The organism is Rathayibacter sp. AY1H2, from assembly GCF_002931985.1.
In the GTDB taxonomy this organism is placed as follows: Bacteria; Actinomycetota; Actinomycetes; order Actinomycetales; family Microbacteriaceae; genus Rathayibacter.
The window spans coordinates 35,775-50,678 of the sequence record NZ_PSUV01000024.1 but is presented as its reverse complement, the minus strand read 5'-3'; the positions used below and the strand labels follow the sequence as shown (position 1 = coordinate 50,678).

The following is a 14,904-nucleotide window of genomic DNA, read 5'->3' as shown; positions in this document are numbered from 1 at the left end:
AAATTGGCATTGAACATAGTGCACGCTGTTGAGTTCTCAAGAATCGGACACATCCCGCCTCCACACCAGAACGGTGCTTCACAACGAAAGTGATCGAAGTTTGCTGTACGAGGGCGTGAGCCACTCGATTTGTCTTACTTGCCGAGACCGGTTAGGCTTGTCAGAACCGAAGTCCCGATCGCCTCCGTGGCAACTCGACTAACTTAGCACATCCGCAGGCCGTGTCAAGTCCGGCTTCTTCGTGGTGTTCGCTGCGCGATCGAGGACCGCACCGCTGCACCGGGCTCGGCCGTGAGGCCTTGCAACGAAGCCGGGACCGTGTCCCGTGGAGGCTTTGCATCTTACGCTCGCGATCCCGCAGTCTTCAAGAGACGAATCTCTAACAGGCCTGGGAGCGAGGGGATGGTCCCCGCTTGAGGTGGGCCAGCTGGTCTCGACGCTCTGCGCCTGACTCCCGCTTGCCGCTCCTTTGGGGTGACGAGGAGTTACATTACGTCGGGCCTCGGCCGAGCGGCAAATCGCCTGCGTCCCGGGCGTGTCGCGATTCAAGGGCTCTGCGTCGCTGAGTGTCCGACTCGGTACCCGACACCGGACATCCGGCTACCGGCTACCGGCTACCGGACACCGAGCTGATGAGACCGCCGACGCCGTCATCGCCCGCGTCCGCTCGAGGACAGCGGGCACGCGGTCAGCGGACGAAGGCCCCGGCGAAGCTCTTCTTGCCGCGACGGAGGACGGCGATCCCGTCGATCAACGGGAGCTCGCCGAGCGTGACGGTCTCGGACGGGAGGGCGGTGTTGTTCACCGAGAGCCCGCCCTGGGCGAGAGCCCGCCGCGCCTCCCCCGTGCTGGCGACGAGTCCGGTCTCGACGAACGCCTGCAGCGCCGGCGTCTCCGGGGTCGCCTCCATCGAGGGCACCGCCTCGAGCGCGCCGCGGAGGATGACCGGGTCGATCCCCTCGAGCGAGCCCTTGCCGAAGAGCGCGGCCGAGGCGTCGATCACCGAGCGCGTCGCCTCCGCTCCGTGCACCAGCGACGTGACCTCCCAGGCGAGCGCGCGCTGCGCCTCCCGGCGGAACGGCTCGTCGGCAGCGGCCTTCTCCAGGCGCTCGATCTCCGTGCGCGGCAGGAAGGTGAAGATCCGCAGGCGGTCGGCGACGTCACGGTCGTCCGTGTTGACCCAGAACTGGTAGAACGCGTATGGGCTGGTGAGCTCGGAGTCGAGCCAGACGGCGTTGCCCTCGCTCTTGCCGAACTTGGTGCCGTCGGAGTTCATCACCAGCGGTGTGCCGATCGCGTGGACCGACACGCCCTCCGTGCGGTGGATCAGGTCGGTCCCGCTCGTCAGGTTGCCCCACTGGTCGCTGCCGCCGGTCTGCAGGACGCACCCGTACTGCCGGTAGAGCTCCAGGTAGTCGAGTCCCTGCAGGATCTGGTAGCTGAACTCGGTGTAGCTGATCCCCGCGTCGGAGTTGAGGCGGGCGCTGACCGCGTCCTTCTTGAGCATCGTCCCCACACGGAAGTGCTTCCCGATCTCCCGCAGGAAGTCGATCGCCGACAGCGGAGCGGTCCAGTCGAGGTTGTTGACCAGGCGCAGCCCGTTGTCGCCGCCCGCGGGAACGAACCGGGACACCTGCGCCTGGAGGCGCTCGACCCACGCCGTCACCGTCTCGCGCGAGTTCAGCGTCCGCTCGGCCGTCGGACGCGGATCCCCGATCAGCCCGGTCGAGCCGCCGACGAGCCCGAGCGGCCGATGCCCGGCCAGCTGGAGCCGGCGCATGACGATCAGCTGCACCAGGTTCCCGAGGTGGAGGCTGGGCGCGGTCGGGTCGAACCCGCAGTAGTAGGTGATCGGCTCCCCCGACAGCAGCTCGCGCAACGCTCCCGCATCGGTCGACACGTGCACCGAGCCTCGCCAGACCAGCTCGTCCCACACGGAGTCGAAGGCGGGGTCGAGCCGCGGGCTCGTCGCGGACCCGGGGAGGTGCTGGTCGATCACCCGACCAGGCTACCGCGGCGGGAAGGAGCCGGTCTCCGGGAGTCAAGCGCACAGGCTTGATCCGGGGCGATCAAGTGCCGATACTTGATCGAGGAGGTCCGATGTTCGTCATCACCGTGGATCAGCGCGACAGCAGGCACGACCACGACCGCGTGGACCAGGCGATCGCGAGCCTGATCGACGACGGTCGGGCGTCGTTCGTCCTGCCCCCGGAGCGGACGGCGGGCGACGAGTTCCAGTGCGTGCTCGACCGGGCCGATGCCGTCGTCGCGCTCGTGCTCGAGCTGCACCGGACCGGCCACTGGAGCATCGGCCTCGGGATCGGCCCCGTCGACCGGCCACTCCCCGCGACCACGAGAGCGGCGACCGGGGAGGCGTACTTCGCGGCGCGCCGGGCGGTCGAGGCGGCGAAGGGCCGGCCGACGCGCTTCTCCCTCGATCCGGACGCACCGGGAACGGCGGCGCCGGCACCGGCGGACGTCCAGGCGCTGATCGATCCGCTCCTCCTGCTGCGCGACGCGCGCTCCGAGGCCGGCTGGCAGATCGTCGACCTGCTCGAGAGCGGCCTCTCCCAGAAGGATGCGGCCGAGCGCCTCGCCGTCAGCCCGCAGGCGGTCAGCCTCCGGGTCCGCGCGGCGAGTGCTCGAGTCGACGCTCCCGCCCGTGACGCGCTCGCGCGCCTGCTGACAGTGGTCGACCGTACGCTCGACCCCACCGACGAGAGGACACCCCGATGACGGCACCCCCCGGATCCCCCGCCCTGCTCCTCGCCTCCGCGCTGCAGTCCGCCTCGTGGACGGGCGTGGTGCTCGTGCTGCTCGCCGGACTCGCCGGTGCGGTGCTCGCCGTGCGCCTTCGCCGTCCGCAGCTCGCCTGGATCCCCCTCGTGGCGGCGGCCGCCGCCTTCCTGCTCACGGCGGTCGCCGGACCGTCCGCGCCCCCGATCCACTCCGTCCTGGTGGCGGTGCTGGCCTTCGCGCTGGCGATCGCGGGCGGCGGGCCGGTCGTGCTGCTCACCCTCCGGCTCGCGACGGCCGACTCCCGCAGCGGCAGCCACGGCGGCATCATGGTCGCCGGAACCTCCCGCCCCGCCGCCGGGAGCGCGCCCTCGGCGATCGGCCAGCCGATCGAGGTGCTGCGCGGGGGGACGACGATCGGGGTCCTCGAGCGGATCGCGACGGCCGGCGCACTGATGAGCGGTCTCCCCGAGGGGATCGCGGTCGTGGTGGCGATCAAGGGCGTCGGCCGCTTCAGCGAGCTCGCCTCCCCGGAGGCGCGCGAGCGGTTCATCATCGGCACGCTGGCGAGCCTCGCCTGGGCGGCGGCTCTCGGCGTTCTCGCCCGGCTCTACCTCGCGGGCTGAGCTCCGGGCCGCCGCCGGGGCACTGCTCTCCGGTAGGGCGAGACGGTGGGGTCGCCCGGGATGCTGAAGCGCCACGGGAAGTCGTCCCCGCCGCCCGGGCCCGAGACGCCGGTGCGCGGGCCCGCCGCCACGGAGGACGGCCTCTCCCCCGGCAGCAGCTCGAACGCCGCCTCGAGCGGGTCGCCCGACTCGGTGAGACGGACTCCGAGGGCCTTCGCCAGCCGTGCGGGTCCGCGGGCCAGATCCCGGCTGCGAACGGGTCCGCGCCGGATCATCGCGAGATCCTCCCCCGATACGACCTCGCCTGCGCGCAGCAGCACCGCCGACGCCGCGCCCGCCGGGGAGCAGACGATGTTCACGCAGGTGTGCATCCCGTACGTGAAGTACGCGTACACGGACCCGGGCGGACCGAACATGGGAGCCGTCCGGGGTGTCGGTCCGCGGTGCGCATGCGAGCCCGGATCCTCACCGGTTCCGAGGTACGCCTCGACCTCGGTCAGCCGGACGCCGACCACGCCCTCCGGCGTGCGGTGCAGGAGGACGCGGCCGAGCAGCTGCGGTGCCACCTCGAGGGCCGAGCGCGAGAGATCGGGGAGGTCGGCGCTCAGAAGAAGCTCTGGCCCGACACGAGGGTGATCACGATCACCGCGACGATGACGACTGCGGCGACGAGCACCAGAGTCCGCTGCTGCCAGGGGCGCAGCGGCGGACGGCCGTCGTCGCCCGGCGCTCCTCGAAGGGTCACGGGCGCTCCCCCCGGAGGGATCCGCGCACGACCCGGACGCGCTCGGTCAGCCGGGCGAGCTGCTCCGAGACGCGGTCGGGAGCCGTGCCGCCGACACCGTCCCGGCTCGCCACCGATCCCTCGATGCTGAGAACGGAGCGCACGTCGGGCGTGAGCAGCGGCGACACCGAGGCGAGCGCGGCGTCGTCGAGATCCTCGAGCCCCCTCCCCTGCGACTCCGCCAGCTTGACCAGCTCGCCGGTGATCTCGTGGGCGTCCCGGAAGGGCACGTGCTTCTTCACGAGCCACTCGGCCACGTCGGTCGCGAGGGAGAAGCCCTGGGGCGCGAGCTCCGCCATCCGGTCGGTGTGGAAGGTGAGGGTCGCGATCATGCCGGTGAACGCGGGCAGCAGGACCTCGAGGGTCGTCACCGAGTCGAAGACCGGCTCCTTGTCCTCCTGCAGGTCGCGGTTGTAGGCGAGCGGCAGCGCCTTGAGGGTCGCGAGCAGCCCGGTGAGGTTGCCGATCAGCCGGCCGGACTTCCCCCGGGCGAGCTCGGCGATGTCGGGGTTCTTCTTCTGCGGCATGATCGAGGACCCGGTCGAGTAGCCGTCGTCGAGCGTGACGAAGGCGAACTCCCGCGTGTTCCAGAGGATGACCTCCTCCGCGATGCGCGAGACGTCGATCCCGATCATGGCGCTGACGAAGGCGAACTCGGCGACGAGGTCGCGGCTGGCCGTCCCGTCGATCGAGTTCGGCACGCTCGACGCGAAGCCGAGATCGCGGGCGACCGCCTCGGCGTCCAGGCCGAGGGTCGAGCCGGCGAGGGCGCCCGAGCCGTAGGGCGAGACGTCCGCCCGGACGGCCCAGTCCCGCAGGCGCTCCAGATCGCGCAGCAGCGCCCAGCCGTGGGCGAGCAGATGGTGCGCGAGGAGCACGGGCTGAGCGTGCTGGAGGTGGGTGCGCCCGGGCATGATCGCCGTCGGGTGCGCCGACGCCTGCGCGGCGAGGGCGTCGATGAGCTGCACCACCAGCTCCGAGACGAGCGCCGCGTGGTCGCGGAGGTACATCCGGACGAAGGTGGCGATCTGGTCGTTGCGCGAGCGCCCCGCGCGGAGCTTGCCGCCGAGCTCGGGACCGGCTTCGAGCATCAGGCCGCGCTCGAGGGCGCCGTGCACGTCCTCGTCGGATTCGTCGGCGGCGAAGCTCCCGTCGGCGACGGCAGCCTCGAGCCGGTCGAGCGCCGCGAGCATCGCGGTGAGCTCGGCGTCGTCGAGGTAGCCCGCTCCGGCGAGCGCCCGGGCGTGGGCGCGGGAGCCGGCGAGGTCGTAGGGGGCGAGCTGCCAGTCGAAGTGGGTCGACCTCGAGAGCGCGGCGAGCTCGGGCGAGGGGCCGCCGGCGAAGCGGCCGCCCCAGAGGGCTCCGGCCTCGCCCGCGCGGGCGGAGGGTCGTTCCGTCATGGTTCTCCTCGGGTTCGGCTGTCGAGTCTACTGAGCGGCGTCGGCGGTGCCGGCGCGCTCCAGGAGCCACACGAGCAGGGCCTTCTGCGCGTGCAGGCGGTTCTCCGCCTCGTCCCAGATCACGCTCTGCGGGCCGTCGATCACGTCGGCGGTCACCTCGTAGCCGCGATCCGCCGGCAGGCAGTGCAGGAACAGCGCATCGGGAGCGGCGGCGGCCATCGTGGCCGCGTCGACCCGGTAGGCGCCGAAGGTCGCGACGCGCGCCGCCTTCTCGTCCTCCTTGCCCATCGACACCCACGTGTCCGTGATCACGATGTCGGAGCCGGCCGCGCCCTCGTCGGGGTCGGTCGTGGTGATCGCCGATCCGCCGGTGGTCGCGGCGATGCGCTGCGCATCGGCCAGGACCGCCGCGTCCGGCGAGTACGACTCCGGAGAGACGATGCGGACGTGCATGCCGGCCGTGGCCCCCGCCAGGAGGTACGAGTGCGCCATGTTGCTCGCTCCGTCGCCGAAGAACGTGAGCGTGAGGCCGGCGAGGTGACCGCGGTGCTCGCGGATGGTCATCAGGTCGGCGAGGAGCTGGCACGGGTGGAACTCGTCCGAGAGCGCGTTGACGACCGGCACGCGAGTGCTGCGCGCCATCTCCTCCAGGCCCGACTGCGCGTAGGTGCGCCACACGATGGCGGCGACCTGGCGCTCCAGCACCCGCGCCGTGTCGGAGGCGGTCTCCTTGCCGCCGAGCTGGCTGCTCGCGGTCGAGATGATCAGGGGGCTGCCGCCGAGATCGGCGATGCCGACCGCGAAGGAGACACGGGTGCGCGTGGAGGACTTGTCGAAGATCACGGCGACGGTCTGCGGCCCGGCGAGGGGCTTCCGGGAGAAGCGGTCGCGCTTGAGCTCGAGGGCGAGGTCGAGGATCTCGGCCTGCTCGGCGGGAGTGATGTCGTCGTCGCGGAGGAAGTGGCGGGTCACGGTGCTGGTCGCTTTCGGTGGAGGTACGGGGTCAGAGGGTCTGCAGTGCGCGGCCGAAGCGCTCGGCGAACTCGGCGACGTCGGCGGCGGTCACCACGAGCGGAGGCGCGAGCCGGATGCTCGAGTCGTTCGCCGCGTTCACGATCAGGCCGGCGTCGAGGCAGGCGGCGGCGAGCTCGGCGGCGACCGGCCGGGTCAGGGCGATGCCCAGGAGGAGGCCCGCGCCGCGGACCCCTCCGATCAGGGGCGAGTCGAGAGCGGTCAGCGCGTCGACGATCTGCGCCCCGCGCTCCCGCGCGTTGCCGAGAAGGTCGGCGCGCTCGATCTCGGCGAGCACGGCTCCGGCCACGGCGGTCGCGAGCGGATTGCCGCCGAAGGTGCTGCCGTGGTGGCCCTTCTGCAGGAGGTCGGACGCCTCGCCGAAGGTCACCAGCGCTCCGACGGGGAAGCCTCCGCCGAGCCCCTTGGCCAGGGTGACGGCGTCGGGCAGGATCCCCGCCTCCTGGTAGGCGAACCAGCGTCCGGTCCGCCCGACCCCGGTCTGGATCTCGTCGACGATGAGCAGCGCGCCGTGCTCGCGGGTGAGCTCCCGCGCGCGCTCGAGGTAGCCGGCCGGCAGCGGGATGACGCCCGCCTCCCCCTGAATGGGCTCGACGATCAGCGCGGCGACGGACTCGTCGAGAGCCGCCTCGAGGGCCTCGATGCTCGCCTCGAGGTGCTCGACCCCTCCCGGCATCGGCTCGAACGGCGCGCGCATGGCCGCCTTGCCGGTCAGAGCGAGCGCGCCCATCGTCCGCCCGTGGAACGCGTTCTGCAGCGCCAGGACGCGGTGCCGGCCGCCGGCCGCGTTCAGCCGCGCCAGCTTGAAGGCCGCCTCGTTGGCCTCGGTGCCCGAGTTGGCGAAGTAGACGCGGCCCGTCTCCCCGGCCCCGGTGAGGCGGCGCAGGGTCTCGGCGAGCTCGATCTGCGGGGCGGTCGCGAAGTAGTTGGAGACGTGGGCGAGCGCACCGGCCTGGCGCGTCACGGCCTCGACGAACACGGGATGCGCATGGCCGAGCGAGTTGACGGCGATGCCGCCGAGGAAATCGAGGTACTCCCGCCCGTCGACGTCCCAGACCCGGCAGCCCTCGCCGCGCTCGAGCACGGCGAGCGGCGGCGCGAAGGTCTGCATCATCGCGGCGGAGTAGCGGTCGCGCGCCGAGCCGGTGCGGGACGCGGTCGTGGGGATGGACATGGTGGCCTTTCGATCGGAGCGGTCCGGCCGCGAGGGCCGACGGTGCGCGCGTCCCGGACGGGACGGGCGCTCGGAGCCGGGGCCGCTGAGGATCAGCGGCCCGACATTCGCTCCCGGTCGCGGGGGTCGAGCGAGGCGACGACCTCGGTGCCGATGCCCTCCGAGGTGAACACCTCGAGCAGGATCGAGTGCGGGATGCGGCCGTCGATGATGGCGGCCTTGGGCACTCCCCCGCGCACGGCGTCGAGGCAGGCGGTCATCTTGGGGATCATGCCCGATTCGAGCGAGGGCAGCAGAGCCGCGAGGTCGTCCGAGCGGATGTGCGAGACGAGCGACTCGCGGTCGGGCCAGTCGGAGTAGAGGCCGGCCACGTCGGTGAGGACGACGAGCTTCTCGGCGCCGAGCGCGACGGCCAGCGCGGCGGCGGCGGCGTCGGCGTTGACGTTCAGCGACTGCGTGGGGTCGTCCGAGTCGGGGGCGATCGAGGACACGACCGGGATCCGGCCGGCCTCGAGCTGAGCGAGGACGGCGGCGGGGTCCACGGCGATCACGTCTCCGACGAGTCCGAGGTCGTGCTCCTCGCCGTCGATCACGACACCGCGGCGGCGGCCGACGAAGAGGCCCGCGTCCTCACCGGAGATGCCGGCGGCGAGGGGGCCGTGCTCGTTGATCCGGCGGACGATGTCGCGGCTGATGCTGCCGGTGAGCACCATCCGCACGACCTCCATCGCCTCGGGGCTCGTGACCCGGTAGCCGCCCCGGAACTCGCTCTCGATCCCGAGCCGGTCGAGCATCCGCGAGATCTGGGGCCCGCCGCCGTGGACGACCACGGGGCGGATCCCGGCGTAGCGCAGGTAGACCATGTCCTGGGCGAAGGAGCGCTGCAGCTCCTCCGACACCATCGCGTTGCCGCCGAACTTGATCACCATCGTGCGCCCGTGGAAGCTCTGCAGCCAGGGCAGCGACTCGATGAGCGTCGCGGCCTTCCCGGGCGCGGCGTCGCGCTCGGCGCGGCTCTCGGCCGAGAGGGTGGTGTCGTCGCTCATGGCCGCCTCAGCTCGAGTACGCGGAGTTCTCGTGCACGTACTCGTGCGTGAGGTCGTTGGTCCAGATCGTGGCCGTCGCGTCGCCGGCGTGCAGGTCGATGTCGACGGCGACCTGCCGAGGGGCGAGGTCGACGAGGTCGCGGCTCTCGTGCGGCTCGCCCGCGAGGCAGACCTGCACCCCGTTCATCGCGACGTCGATGCCGTACGGGTCGAACTGCGCATCGGTCGTGCCCACGGCGGCGAGGACGCGGCCCCAGTTGGGGTCCTTGCCGAAGATCGCGGCCTTGAACAGGTTGCTGCGGGAGACGGCGCGGGCGACGACCACGGCCTCGTCCTCGGTCGCGGCGTTCAGCACGCGGATCGCGACGTCGTGGTCGGCGCCCTCCGCGTCGGCCTGCAGCTGCAGGGTGAGGTCGCGGCAGACCGCGGTCAGGGCCTCGGTGAACTCGTCGGCGTCGGCCTCGACGCCGCTGGCGCCGCTCGCGAGCAGTGCGACGGTGTCGTTCGTCGACATGCAGCCGTCCGAGTCGAGGCGGTCGAAGGTGACGCGGGTCGCGGCACGCAGGGCGGTGTCGAGAGCGGCGGACTCGAGGGCCGCGTCGGTCGTGATCACGACCAGCATCGTCGCCAGACCCGGCGCGAGCATCCCGGCGCCCTTGGCCATGCCGCCGATGCTCCAGCCCTGCTCGGAACGGACCACCGCCTGCTTCGGGACCGTGTCGGTGGTCATGATCGCGCGGGCGGCCGCCTCGCCCGCCTCGGGTCCCCCGGCGAGCTCGGCGGAGGCGCCGGTCACGCCGGCGGTGAGCTTCGCGAGGTCGAGCTGGTCGCCGATCAGCCCGGTGGAGCACACCAGCACGTCGCCGGCGGACACCTCGAGGCTCTCGCCCACGAGCTCCGCGGTGCGGTGGGTGACCTGGAAGCCCTGAGCACCCGTGTAGCAGTTGGCGCCGCCGGAGTTGAGGACGATCGCCGAGACGACGCCGTCGCGCATCACCTGCTCGCTCCAGAGGACGGGGTTCGCCTTGCAGCGGTTGCTCGTGAAGACCGCGGCGGCGCTCTGCAGCGGGCCGAGGTTCTGCACGAGCGCGACGTCGCGCGCTCCGGTCGACTTCAGCCCGGCGACGACTCCCGCCGCCCGGAACCCTGCTGCTGCGGTGACGCTCACGGCGCGACTCCGTTCACGCTCAGGCCGAGGGACTCCGGGAGTCCCAGGGCGATGTTGGTGGACTGGACGGCTGCGCCCGCGGTGCCCTTGACGAGGTTGTCGATGGCCGAGACGACCACGACGCGGCGGGCCCGCTCGTCCACGGCGAGTCCGATCAGAGCGGTGTTCGCCCCTACCACGTCGGCCGTCCGGGGGAAGGAGCCCTCCGGGAGCAGCTGGACGAAGGTCTCGTCGCCGTAGGCGGTCTCCCACGCGGCGCGCACGTCCTGCGCCGAGACGCCGGGAGCGAGGCGCGCGGTCGAGGTCGCCAGGATGCCCCGGGACATCGGCACGAGGACCGGCGTGAACGAGATCGAGACGGGTCCGGCTCCGGCGAGCAGGAGGTTCTGCCGGATCTCGGGATTGTGACGGTGCGCTCCGCCGAGGCCGTAGGCGTGCGCGGAGCCGAGGAGCTCGCTGGCGAGGAGGTCGGTCCGCAGGCTCTTGCCCGCACCCGAGGGGCCGACGGCGAGGACCGCGACGAGGTCCGACGACTCGATCACTCCGGCGTGCAGACCGGGGGCCAGGCCGAGCGTGATCGCCGTGACGTTGCAGCCGGGGACGGCGATGCGCCGCACTCCGGCGAGCGCCTCGCGCTGCTTGCGTCCGCCGCCGCCGATCAGCAGCTCCGGGAGCCCGTAGGGCCAGGCCCCGGCGAAGTCGCCCCCGTAGAAGTCGGCCCAGTCCTGCGGGTCGGTCAGGCGGTGGTCGGCGCCGCAGTCGACGACGAGGACGTCCTCGGGGAGGGTCGCGGTGATCTCGCCCGACTTCCCGTGCGGGAGGGCGAGGAAGACGACGTCGTGCCCGGCGAGGTTCCCGGTCGTCGTGTCGACGAGGACGAGGTCGCGGAGCGAGCGGAGGTGCGGGTGCACGGCGATGAGGGGCTGACCCGCGTTGGCGTGCGCCGTCACCGTGCGCACCTCGAACTCGGGGTGGTCGGCGAGCAGTCGCAGCAGCTCGCCGCCCGCGTAGCCGCTCGCACCGGCCACCGCCACGGAGAAAGTCATGCCCGAGAGCCTAGCCGGTGCGGGTGCGGGGCCCCGCCCGGCCGAACCGGACGGGACCCCCGGCCTCACTCGCGGAGTCGGGCGCCGAAGCGCTCCGCCGCCACGGCCACGCCGTTCTCCTTCGCGGCCGTCGCCTCGGCCGCGGTGAGCGTGCGGTCCGGCGCGCGGAAGCGCAGCGCGAAGGTCAGCGACTTCGTCCCCTCGGAGAGCCCGGTGCCGCGGTAGTCGTCGACCAGGCGGATCGCCTCGAGCAGCTCGCCCGCCCCCTCGGCGACGGCGGCGCGCACGTCGGCTGCCGCGATGCCGACCGGCACGACGAGCGAGAGGTCCTGGGTCGCGGCGGGCAGCGCGCCCACCGGACGGGCCACGACGACCCTCCCGGCCCGCGCGAGCAGCGGCTCGAGGTCGAGCTCGACCACGGCGACGCGGCGCGGGAGGTCGAGCTCCTCGGCGAGCGCCGGGAGCAGCTCCCCCGCGTGCCCGATGACCGCGCCGTCGAGCACGACCTCGGCGGTGCGGCCCGGGTGCAGCGCGGCGTGGGCCCCCTGGCGCAGCACGAGCTCGGTGCCGGTCGCCGCGGCGACTTCGCGGACCACGTCGAGGGCGTCGCGCCAGTCGACGTCACGCCCGGCGACACCGGGCTGGCGCACGACGGCGGCACCCGTGAGCAGCGCCGCGAGGTGCCGCGGCTGCGGCGGAATGCCCGCGTTCAGCTCGGCCTCGACCTCCGCGGACGGACGCGTCCCGCCCGCAGGGAGCGCCCCCGAGCCGAACGGGCGGCCGGCAACCGGGAGGAAGACGGAGCCGAGCTCGTAGACCGCGAGATCCGTCAGGCCGCGCGAGCGGTTGCGGGCCGCGACCTGCACGAGACCCGGCAGCAGAGAGATCCGCAGCTGGCCCGCGGTCGCGTCGAGCGGGTTGGCGAGCGTGATCTGCTCCTGCGGCTCCCCGTCGACCGAGCCGAGCCGGTCGTTGATCGAGCGCGAGAGGAACGGGTACGAGAGCACCTCGGTCAGACCCGCGGCGGCGAGCGCCTGGGCGAGGGTGCGGCGCAGCCGCTGGCCCGGGGTCAGCCCGCGGCCGGGAGGCGCCACGGGCAGGATCGCCGGGATGCGGTCGTACCCGGTGATGCGGGCGACCTCCTCCGCGAGCGAGGCGCGGTCGACGAGGTCGGGGCGCCAGCTCGGCGGAGTCACCAGCAGGCCCGCTCCGCCGGCCTCGACGGAGGCGCCGATCTCGACGAGCGCGCCGCGGATCTCCTCCGGGGTGTACTCCACGCCGATGAGGCCTGCGACGTAGCCGTCCGGCAGCTCGACCGGCTCCGCCGTGCGCGGGTCGGCCAGGACCGAGCCGAGCTCGTCCGCCGTGCCGCCGGCGAGCTCTACCAGCAGCTGCACCGCGCGGGCCGCGGCGACCGAAGCCACCTCGGGGTCGACGCCGCGCTCGAAGCGCCGCGACGCCTCGCTCGGCAGCTTGTGCCGGCGAGCCGTCCGGGCGATCGAGACCGGGTCGAAGTTCGCCGCCTCGAGCAGGACGTCGGACGTGGCGTCCGAGATCTCGGTGCGCGCGCCCCCCATCACTCCGGCGAGGCCGATCGCCCCGCCGTCGTCGGCGATGACGAGGTCCTCCGCGTGCAGGCGCCGGGTCTGGCCGTCGAGCGTCTCGAGGGTCTCCCCCGGTGCGGCGCGGCGCACCACGATGCCTCCCTGCAGGGTCGCCAGGTCGTAGCCGTGCAGCGGCTGGCCGAGCTCGAACATCACGTAGTTGGTGATGTCCACGACGAGCGAGATCGAGCGGACGCCGGCCAGGCGCAGTCGCGCGAGCATCCACGGCGGCGTCGGTCGCGAGACGTCGACGCCCCGGACGACGCGCGTGACGAACACGGAGGCGCCGACACGGCCGCGGATCGGCGCCTCGTCGGCCACGGACACGGGGAAGACGGGCGCCGTCTCCGTGCGCTCGTGCGGAGGGAGCGCCCGAGCGGGGTCGCGGAAGGCGGCTCCGGTGGCGTGGGCGTACTCGCGGGCGATGCCGCGGATCGAGAAGGCGTAGCCGCGGTCGGGCGTCACGTTGACCTCGACCGCGGCGTCGTCGAGACCGAGGAGCGCGACGGCGTCCGTGCCCGGCTCCGGGTCGAGCCCGAGTGAGGCGAGGCGGAGGATGCCGTCGTGGTCGTCCCCGAGGCCGAGCTCGCGGCTCGAGGCGATCATCCCGTCGGACACGTGCCCGTAGGTCTTCCGCGCGGAGATCGGGAACGGCCCGGGCAGGACCGCGCCCGGCAGTGACACGACGACCTTGTCGCCGGCCGCGAAGTTGTGGGCTCCGCAGACGATGCCGCGGACGTCCTCTCCGCCGTCGGCGGCACGCGCGCCCTCCGGGGCCACGCGGACGTGGCACCAGTTGATGGTCTTGCCGTTCTTCTGCGGCTCCGGAGCGAGGTCGAGCACCTCACCGACGACGACGGGCCCGGTCACCTCGAACCGGTGGACGTCCTCCTCCTCCAGGCCGACCGACACCAGGGCCGCGTGCACGGACTCCGTCGTGACGTCCTGCTCGAGGTCGACGTACTCCCCCAGCCAGCTCAGCGGGATGCGCATCAGATCACCATCCCGTACTGCTCGCTGAAGCGGACGTCGCCCTCGACCATGTCGCGCATGTCCTTCACGTCGTTGCGGAACATCAGGGTCCGCTCGATCCCCATGCCGAAGGCGAACCCGGAGTACTCCTCCGGGTCGATCCCGGCCGCGCGCAGCACGTTCGGATTGACCATGCCGCAGCCGCCCCACTCGATCCAGCGGGCACCGCCGACGAAGGTCGGGTGCCAGACGTCCAGCTCGGCGCTGGGCTCGGTGAAGGGGAAGTAGTTCGGGCGCAGGCGGATGCGCGCGTCGTCGCCGAAGAGGATCCGCGCGACGTGCTCGAGGGTGCCCCGCAGGTGCGCCATGGTCAGGCCGCGGTCGACGGCGAGACCCTCGAACTGCGTGAACACGGGCGTGTGCGTCGCGTCGAGCTCGTCGGTGCGGTACACCCGTCCGGGAGCGATCACGTAGAGCGGCAGCGGGCGCTCGAGCATCGAGCGGATCTGCACCGGCGAGGTGTGCGTGCGCAGCACCAGGTGCGAGTCGACGGGGTCGACGAAGAAGGTGTCCTGCATGGCGCGGGCCGGGTGGTCCTCGTCGAAGTTCAGGGCGTCGAAGTTGAACCACTCGTTCTCGAGCTCCGGCCCCTCCGCGATCTCCCAGCCCATCCCGACGAACACGTCGGCGATCGACTCCTGGAGGAGCGAGAGGGGGTGGCGGGCGCCGCGGCGCACGAAGCTGGCGCCGGCGGTGACGTCCACGCGCTCGGCCTCGAGCGCGGCCGCGTCCTCGGCCTCGACGAGCTCGGCCTCGCGGGCCGCGTAGGCGTCGCCCACCTGCTTGCGGGCACCGCCGACGAGCTTGCCGGACGCCGCCTTGTGCTCGGGCGGGACGGAGCGCATCTGCGCGTTGAGGCGGGCGAGGGCGGACCCCTCGCCGAGGTGGGCGGCTCGGGCGGACTTCAGAGCGGCGGAGTCGCCCGCCGCGCCGATGGCGGCGAGGGCGTCGGCGACCGCCGCGGAGACGGCCTCGTCGGTGATCGGGTTGCTGTCTGACACGATCCCCCAGTGTAGGCGAGGGCCTCCGCCCCCTCCCGCCGCCCGCGCGCGGTGCTCGTCGCGCTCGCCCGCGGCCAGGCCCCCGTCTGCGCCGACGGCTCTCGAAGCCCCGCCACCGGCGCTGCTCGACCAGCAGGGGCGGGTTCTCGCTACGCCGGGGTCGGAGGCTGCTCGACCGGCAGGAGGGGGGGCACCGCCGGGCGGGAGGACGAGAAGACGCCCGGACCGATCGCGACTCCCCGATCACCACCGCCT

13 protein-coding genes are annotated in these 14,904 nt (G+C 72.9%); 2 read left to right on the top strand and 11 right to left on the bottom strand.

Annotation, left to right across the window (positions count from 1 at the left end; all coding sequences use genetic code 11):
* Positions 1-688 precede the first annotated feature (688 nt).
* On the bottom strand, positions 689-1,999 hold the full coding sequence (gene tyrS / locus C5C29_RS14965; RefSeq protein WP_104224503.1) for a tyrosine--tRNA ligase: 1,311 nt from the start codon (positions 1,997-1,999) through the stop codon (positions 689-691).
* A gap of 101 nt (positions 2,000-2,100) precedes the next feature.
* Between tyrS and C5C29_RS14960 the strand changes: the two genes are divergently transcribed.
* Positions 2,101-2,736, top strand: a complete 636-nt coding sequence (locus tag C5C29_RS14960; protein ID WP_104224502.1) for a DNA-binding protein — start codon at positions 2,101-2,103, stop codon at positions 2,734-2,736.
* Positions 2,733-3,362 carry a hypothetical protein gene (locus C5C29_RS14955; protein ID WP_258059401.1) on the top strand — a complete coding sequence of 210 codons (630 nt, stop codon included), beginning with the start codon at positions 2,733-2,735 and terminating at the stop codon, positions 3,360-3,362. Before C5C29_RS14960 ends, C5C29_RS14955 begins: the two co-directional genes overlap by 4 nt.
* On the opposite strand, the gene C5C29_RS14950 is transcribed toward C5C29_RS14955, so the two are convergent.
* From C5C29_RS14950 to pheS, 10 genes are all read right to left on the bottom strand, one after another.
* Positions 3,347-3,970, bottom strand: coding sequence for a DNA-3-methyladenine glycosylase (locus C5C29_RS14950; RefSeq protein ID WP_104224501.1), 624 nt, complete (start codon positions 3,968-3,970; stop codon positions 3,347-3,349). The two genes, C5C29_RS14955 and C5C29_RS14950, sit on opposite strands and share 16 nt — an antisense overlap.
* The gene (locus tag C5C29_RS17245; RefSeq protein ID WP_160034127.1) at positions 3,967-4,107 is read right to left on the bottom strand and encodes a hypothetical protein; all 141 of its coding nucleotides are present in this window, start codon (positions 4,105-4,107) and stop codon (positions 3,967-3,969) included. Before C5C29_RS17245 ends, C5C29_RS14950 begins: the two co-directional genes overlap by 4 nt.
* A complete protein-coding gene (gene argH, locus C5C29_RS14945; protein WP_104224500.1) occupies positions 4,104-5,546 on the bottom strand; it encodes an argininosuccinate lyase in 1,443 nt (480 codons plus the stop codon). Before argH ends, C5C29_RS17245 begins: the two co-directional genes overlap by 4 nt.
* Positions 5,547-5,573: 27 nt before the next feature.
* Positions 5,574-6,518 (bottom strand): ornithine carbamoyltransferase, encoded by a 945-nt coding sequence (argF, locus tag C5C29_RS14940; protein ID WP_104308522.1) that lies wholly within the window; start codon positions 6,516-6,518, stop codon positions 5,574-5,576.
* Between the two features lie 31 nt (positions 6,519-6,549).
* Positions 6,550-7,752, bottom strand: a complete 1,203-nt coding sequence (locus tag C5C29_RS14935; RefSeq protein WP_104257206.1) for an acetylornithine transaminase — start codon at positions 7,750-7,752, stop codon at positions 6,550-6,552.
* Between the two features lie 92 nt (positions 7,753-7,844).
* On the bottom strand, positions 7,845-8,798 hold the full coding sequence (argB, locus tag C5C29_RS14930; RefSeq protein WP_104224497.1) for an acetylglutamate kinase: 954 nt from the start codon (positions 8,796-8,798) through the stop codon (positions 7,845-7,847).
* A gap of 7 nt (positions 8,799-8,805) precedes the next feature.
* Positions 8,806-9,966, bottom strand: coding sequence for a bifunctional glutamate N-acetyltransferase/amino-acid acetyltransferase ArgJ (argJ, locus tag C5C29_RS14925; protein WP_104308521.1), 1,161 nt, complete (start codon positions 9,964-9,966; stop codon positions 8,806-8,808).
* Positions 9,963-11,012, bottom strand: coding sequence for an N-acetyl-gamma-glutamyl-phosphate reductase (gene argC / locus C5C29_RS14920; RefSeq protein ID WP_104226315.1), 1,050 nt, complete (start codon positions 11,010-11,012; stop codon positions 9,963-9,965). The genes argJ and argC overlap by 4 nt, the downstream gene beginning before the upstream one ends.
* 65 nt (positions 11,013-11,077) lie before the next feature.
* The gene (gene pheT, locus C5C29_RS14915) at positions 11,078-13,609 is read right to left on the bottom strand and encodes a phenylalanine--tRNA ligase subunit beta (protein ID WP_104308520.1); all 2,532 of its coding nucleotides are present in this window, start codon (positions 13,607-13,609) and stop codon (positions 11,078-11,080) included.
* Complete coding sequence (pheS, locus tag C5C29_RS14910) at positions 13,609-14,649, bottom strand: phenylalanine--tRNA ligase subunit alpha (RefSeq protein WP_104226313.1); 1,041 nt, start codon at positions 14,647-14,649, stop codon at positions 13,609-13,611. The genes pheT and pheS overlap by 1 nt, the downstream gene beginning before the upstream one ends.
* Between the last annotated feature and the right edge of the window lie 255 nt (positions 14,650-14,904).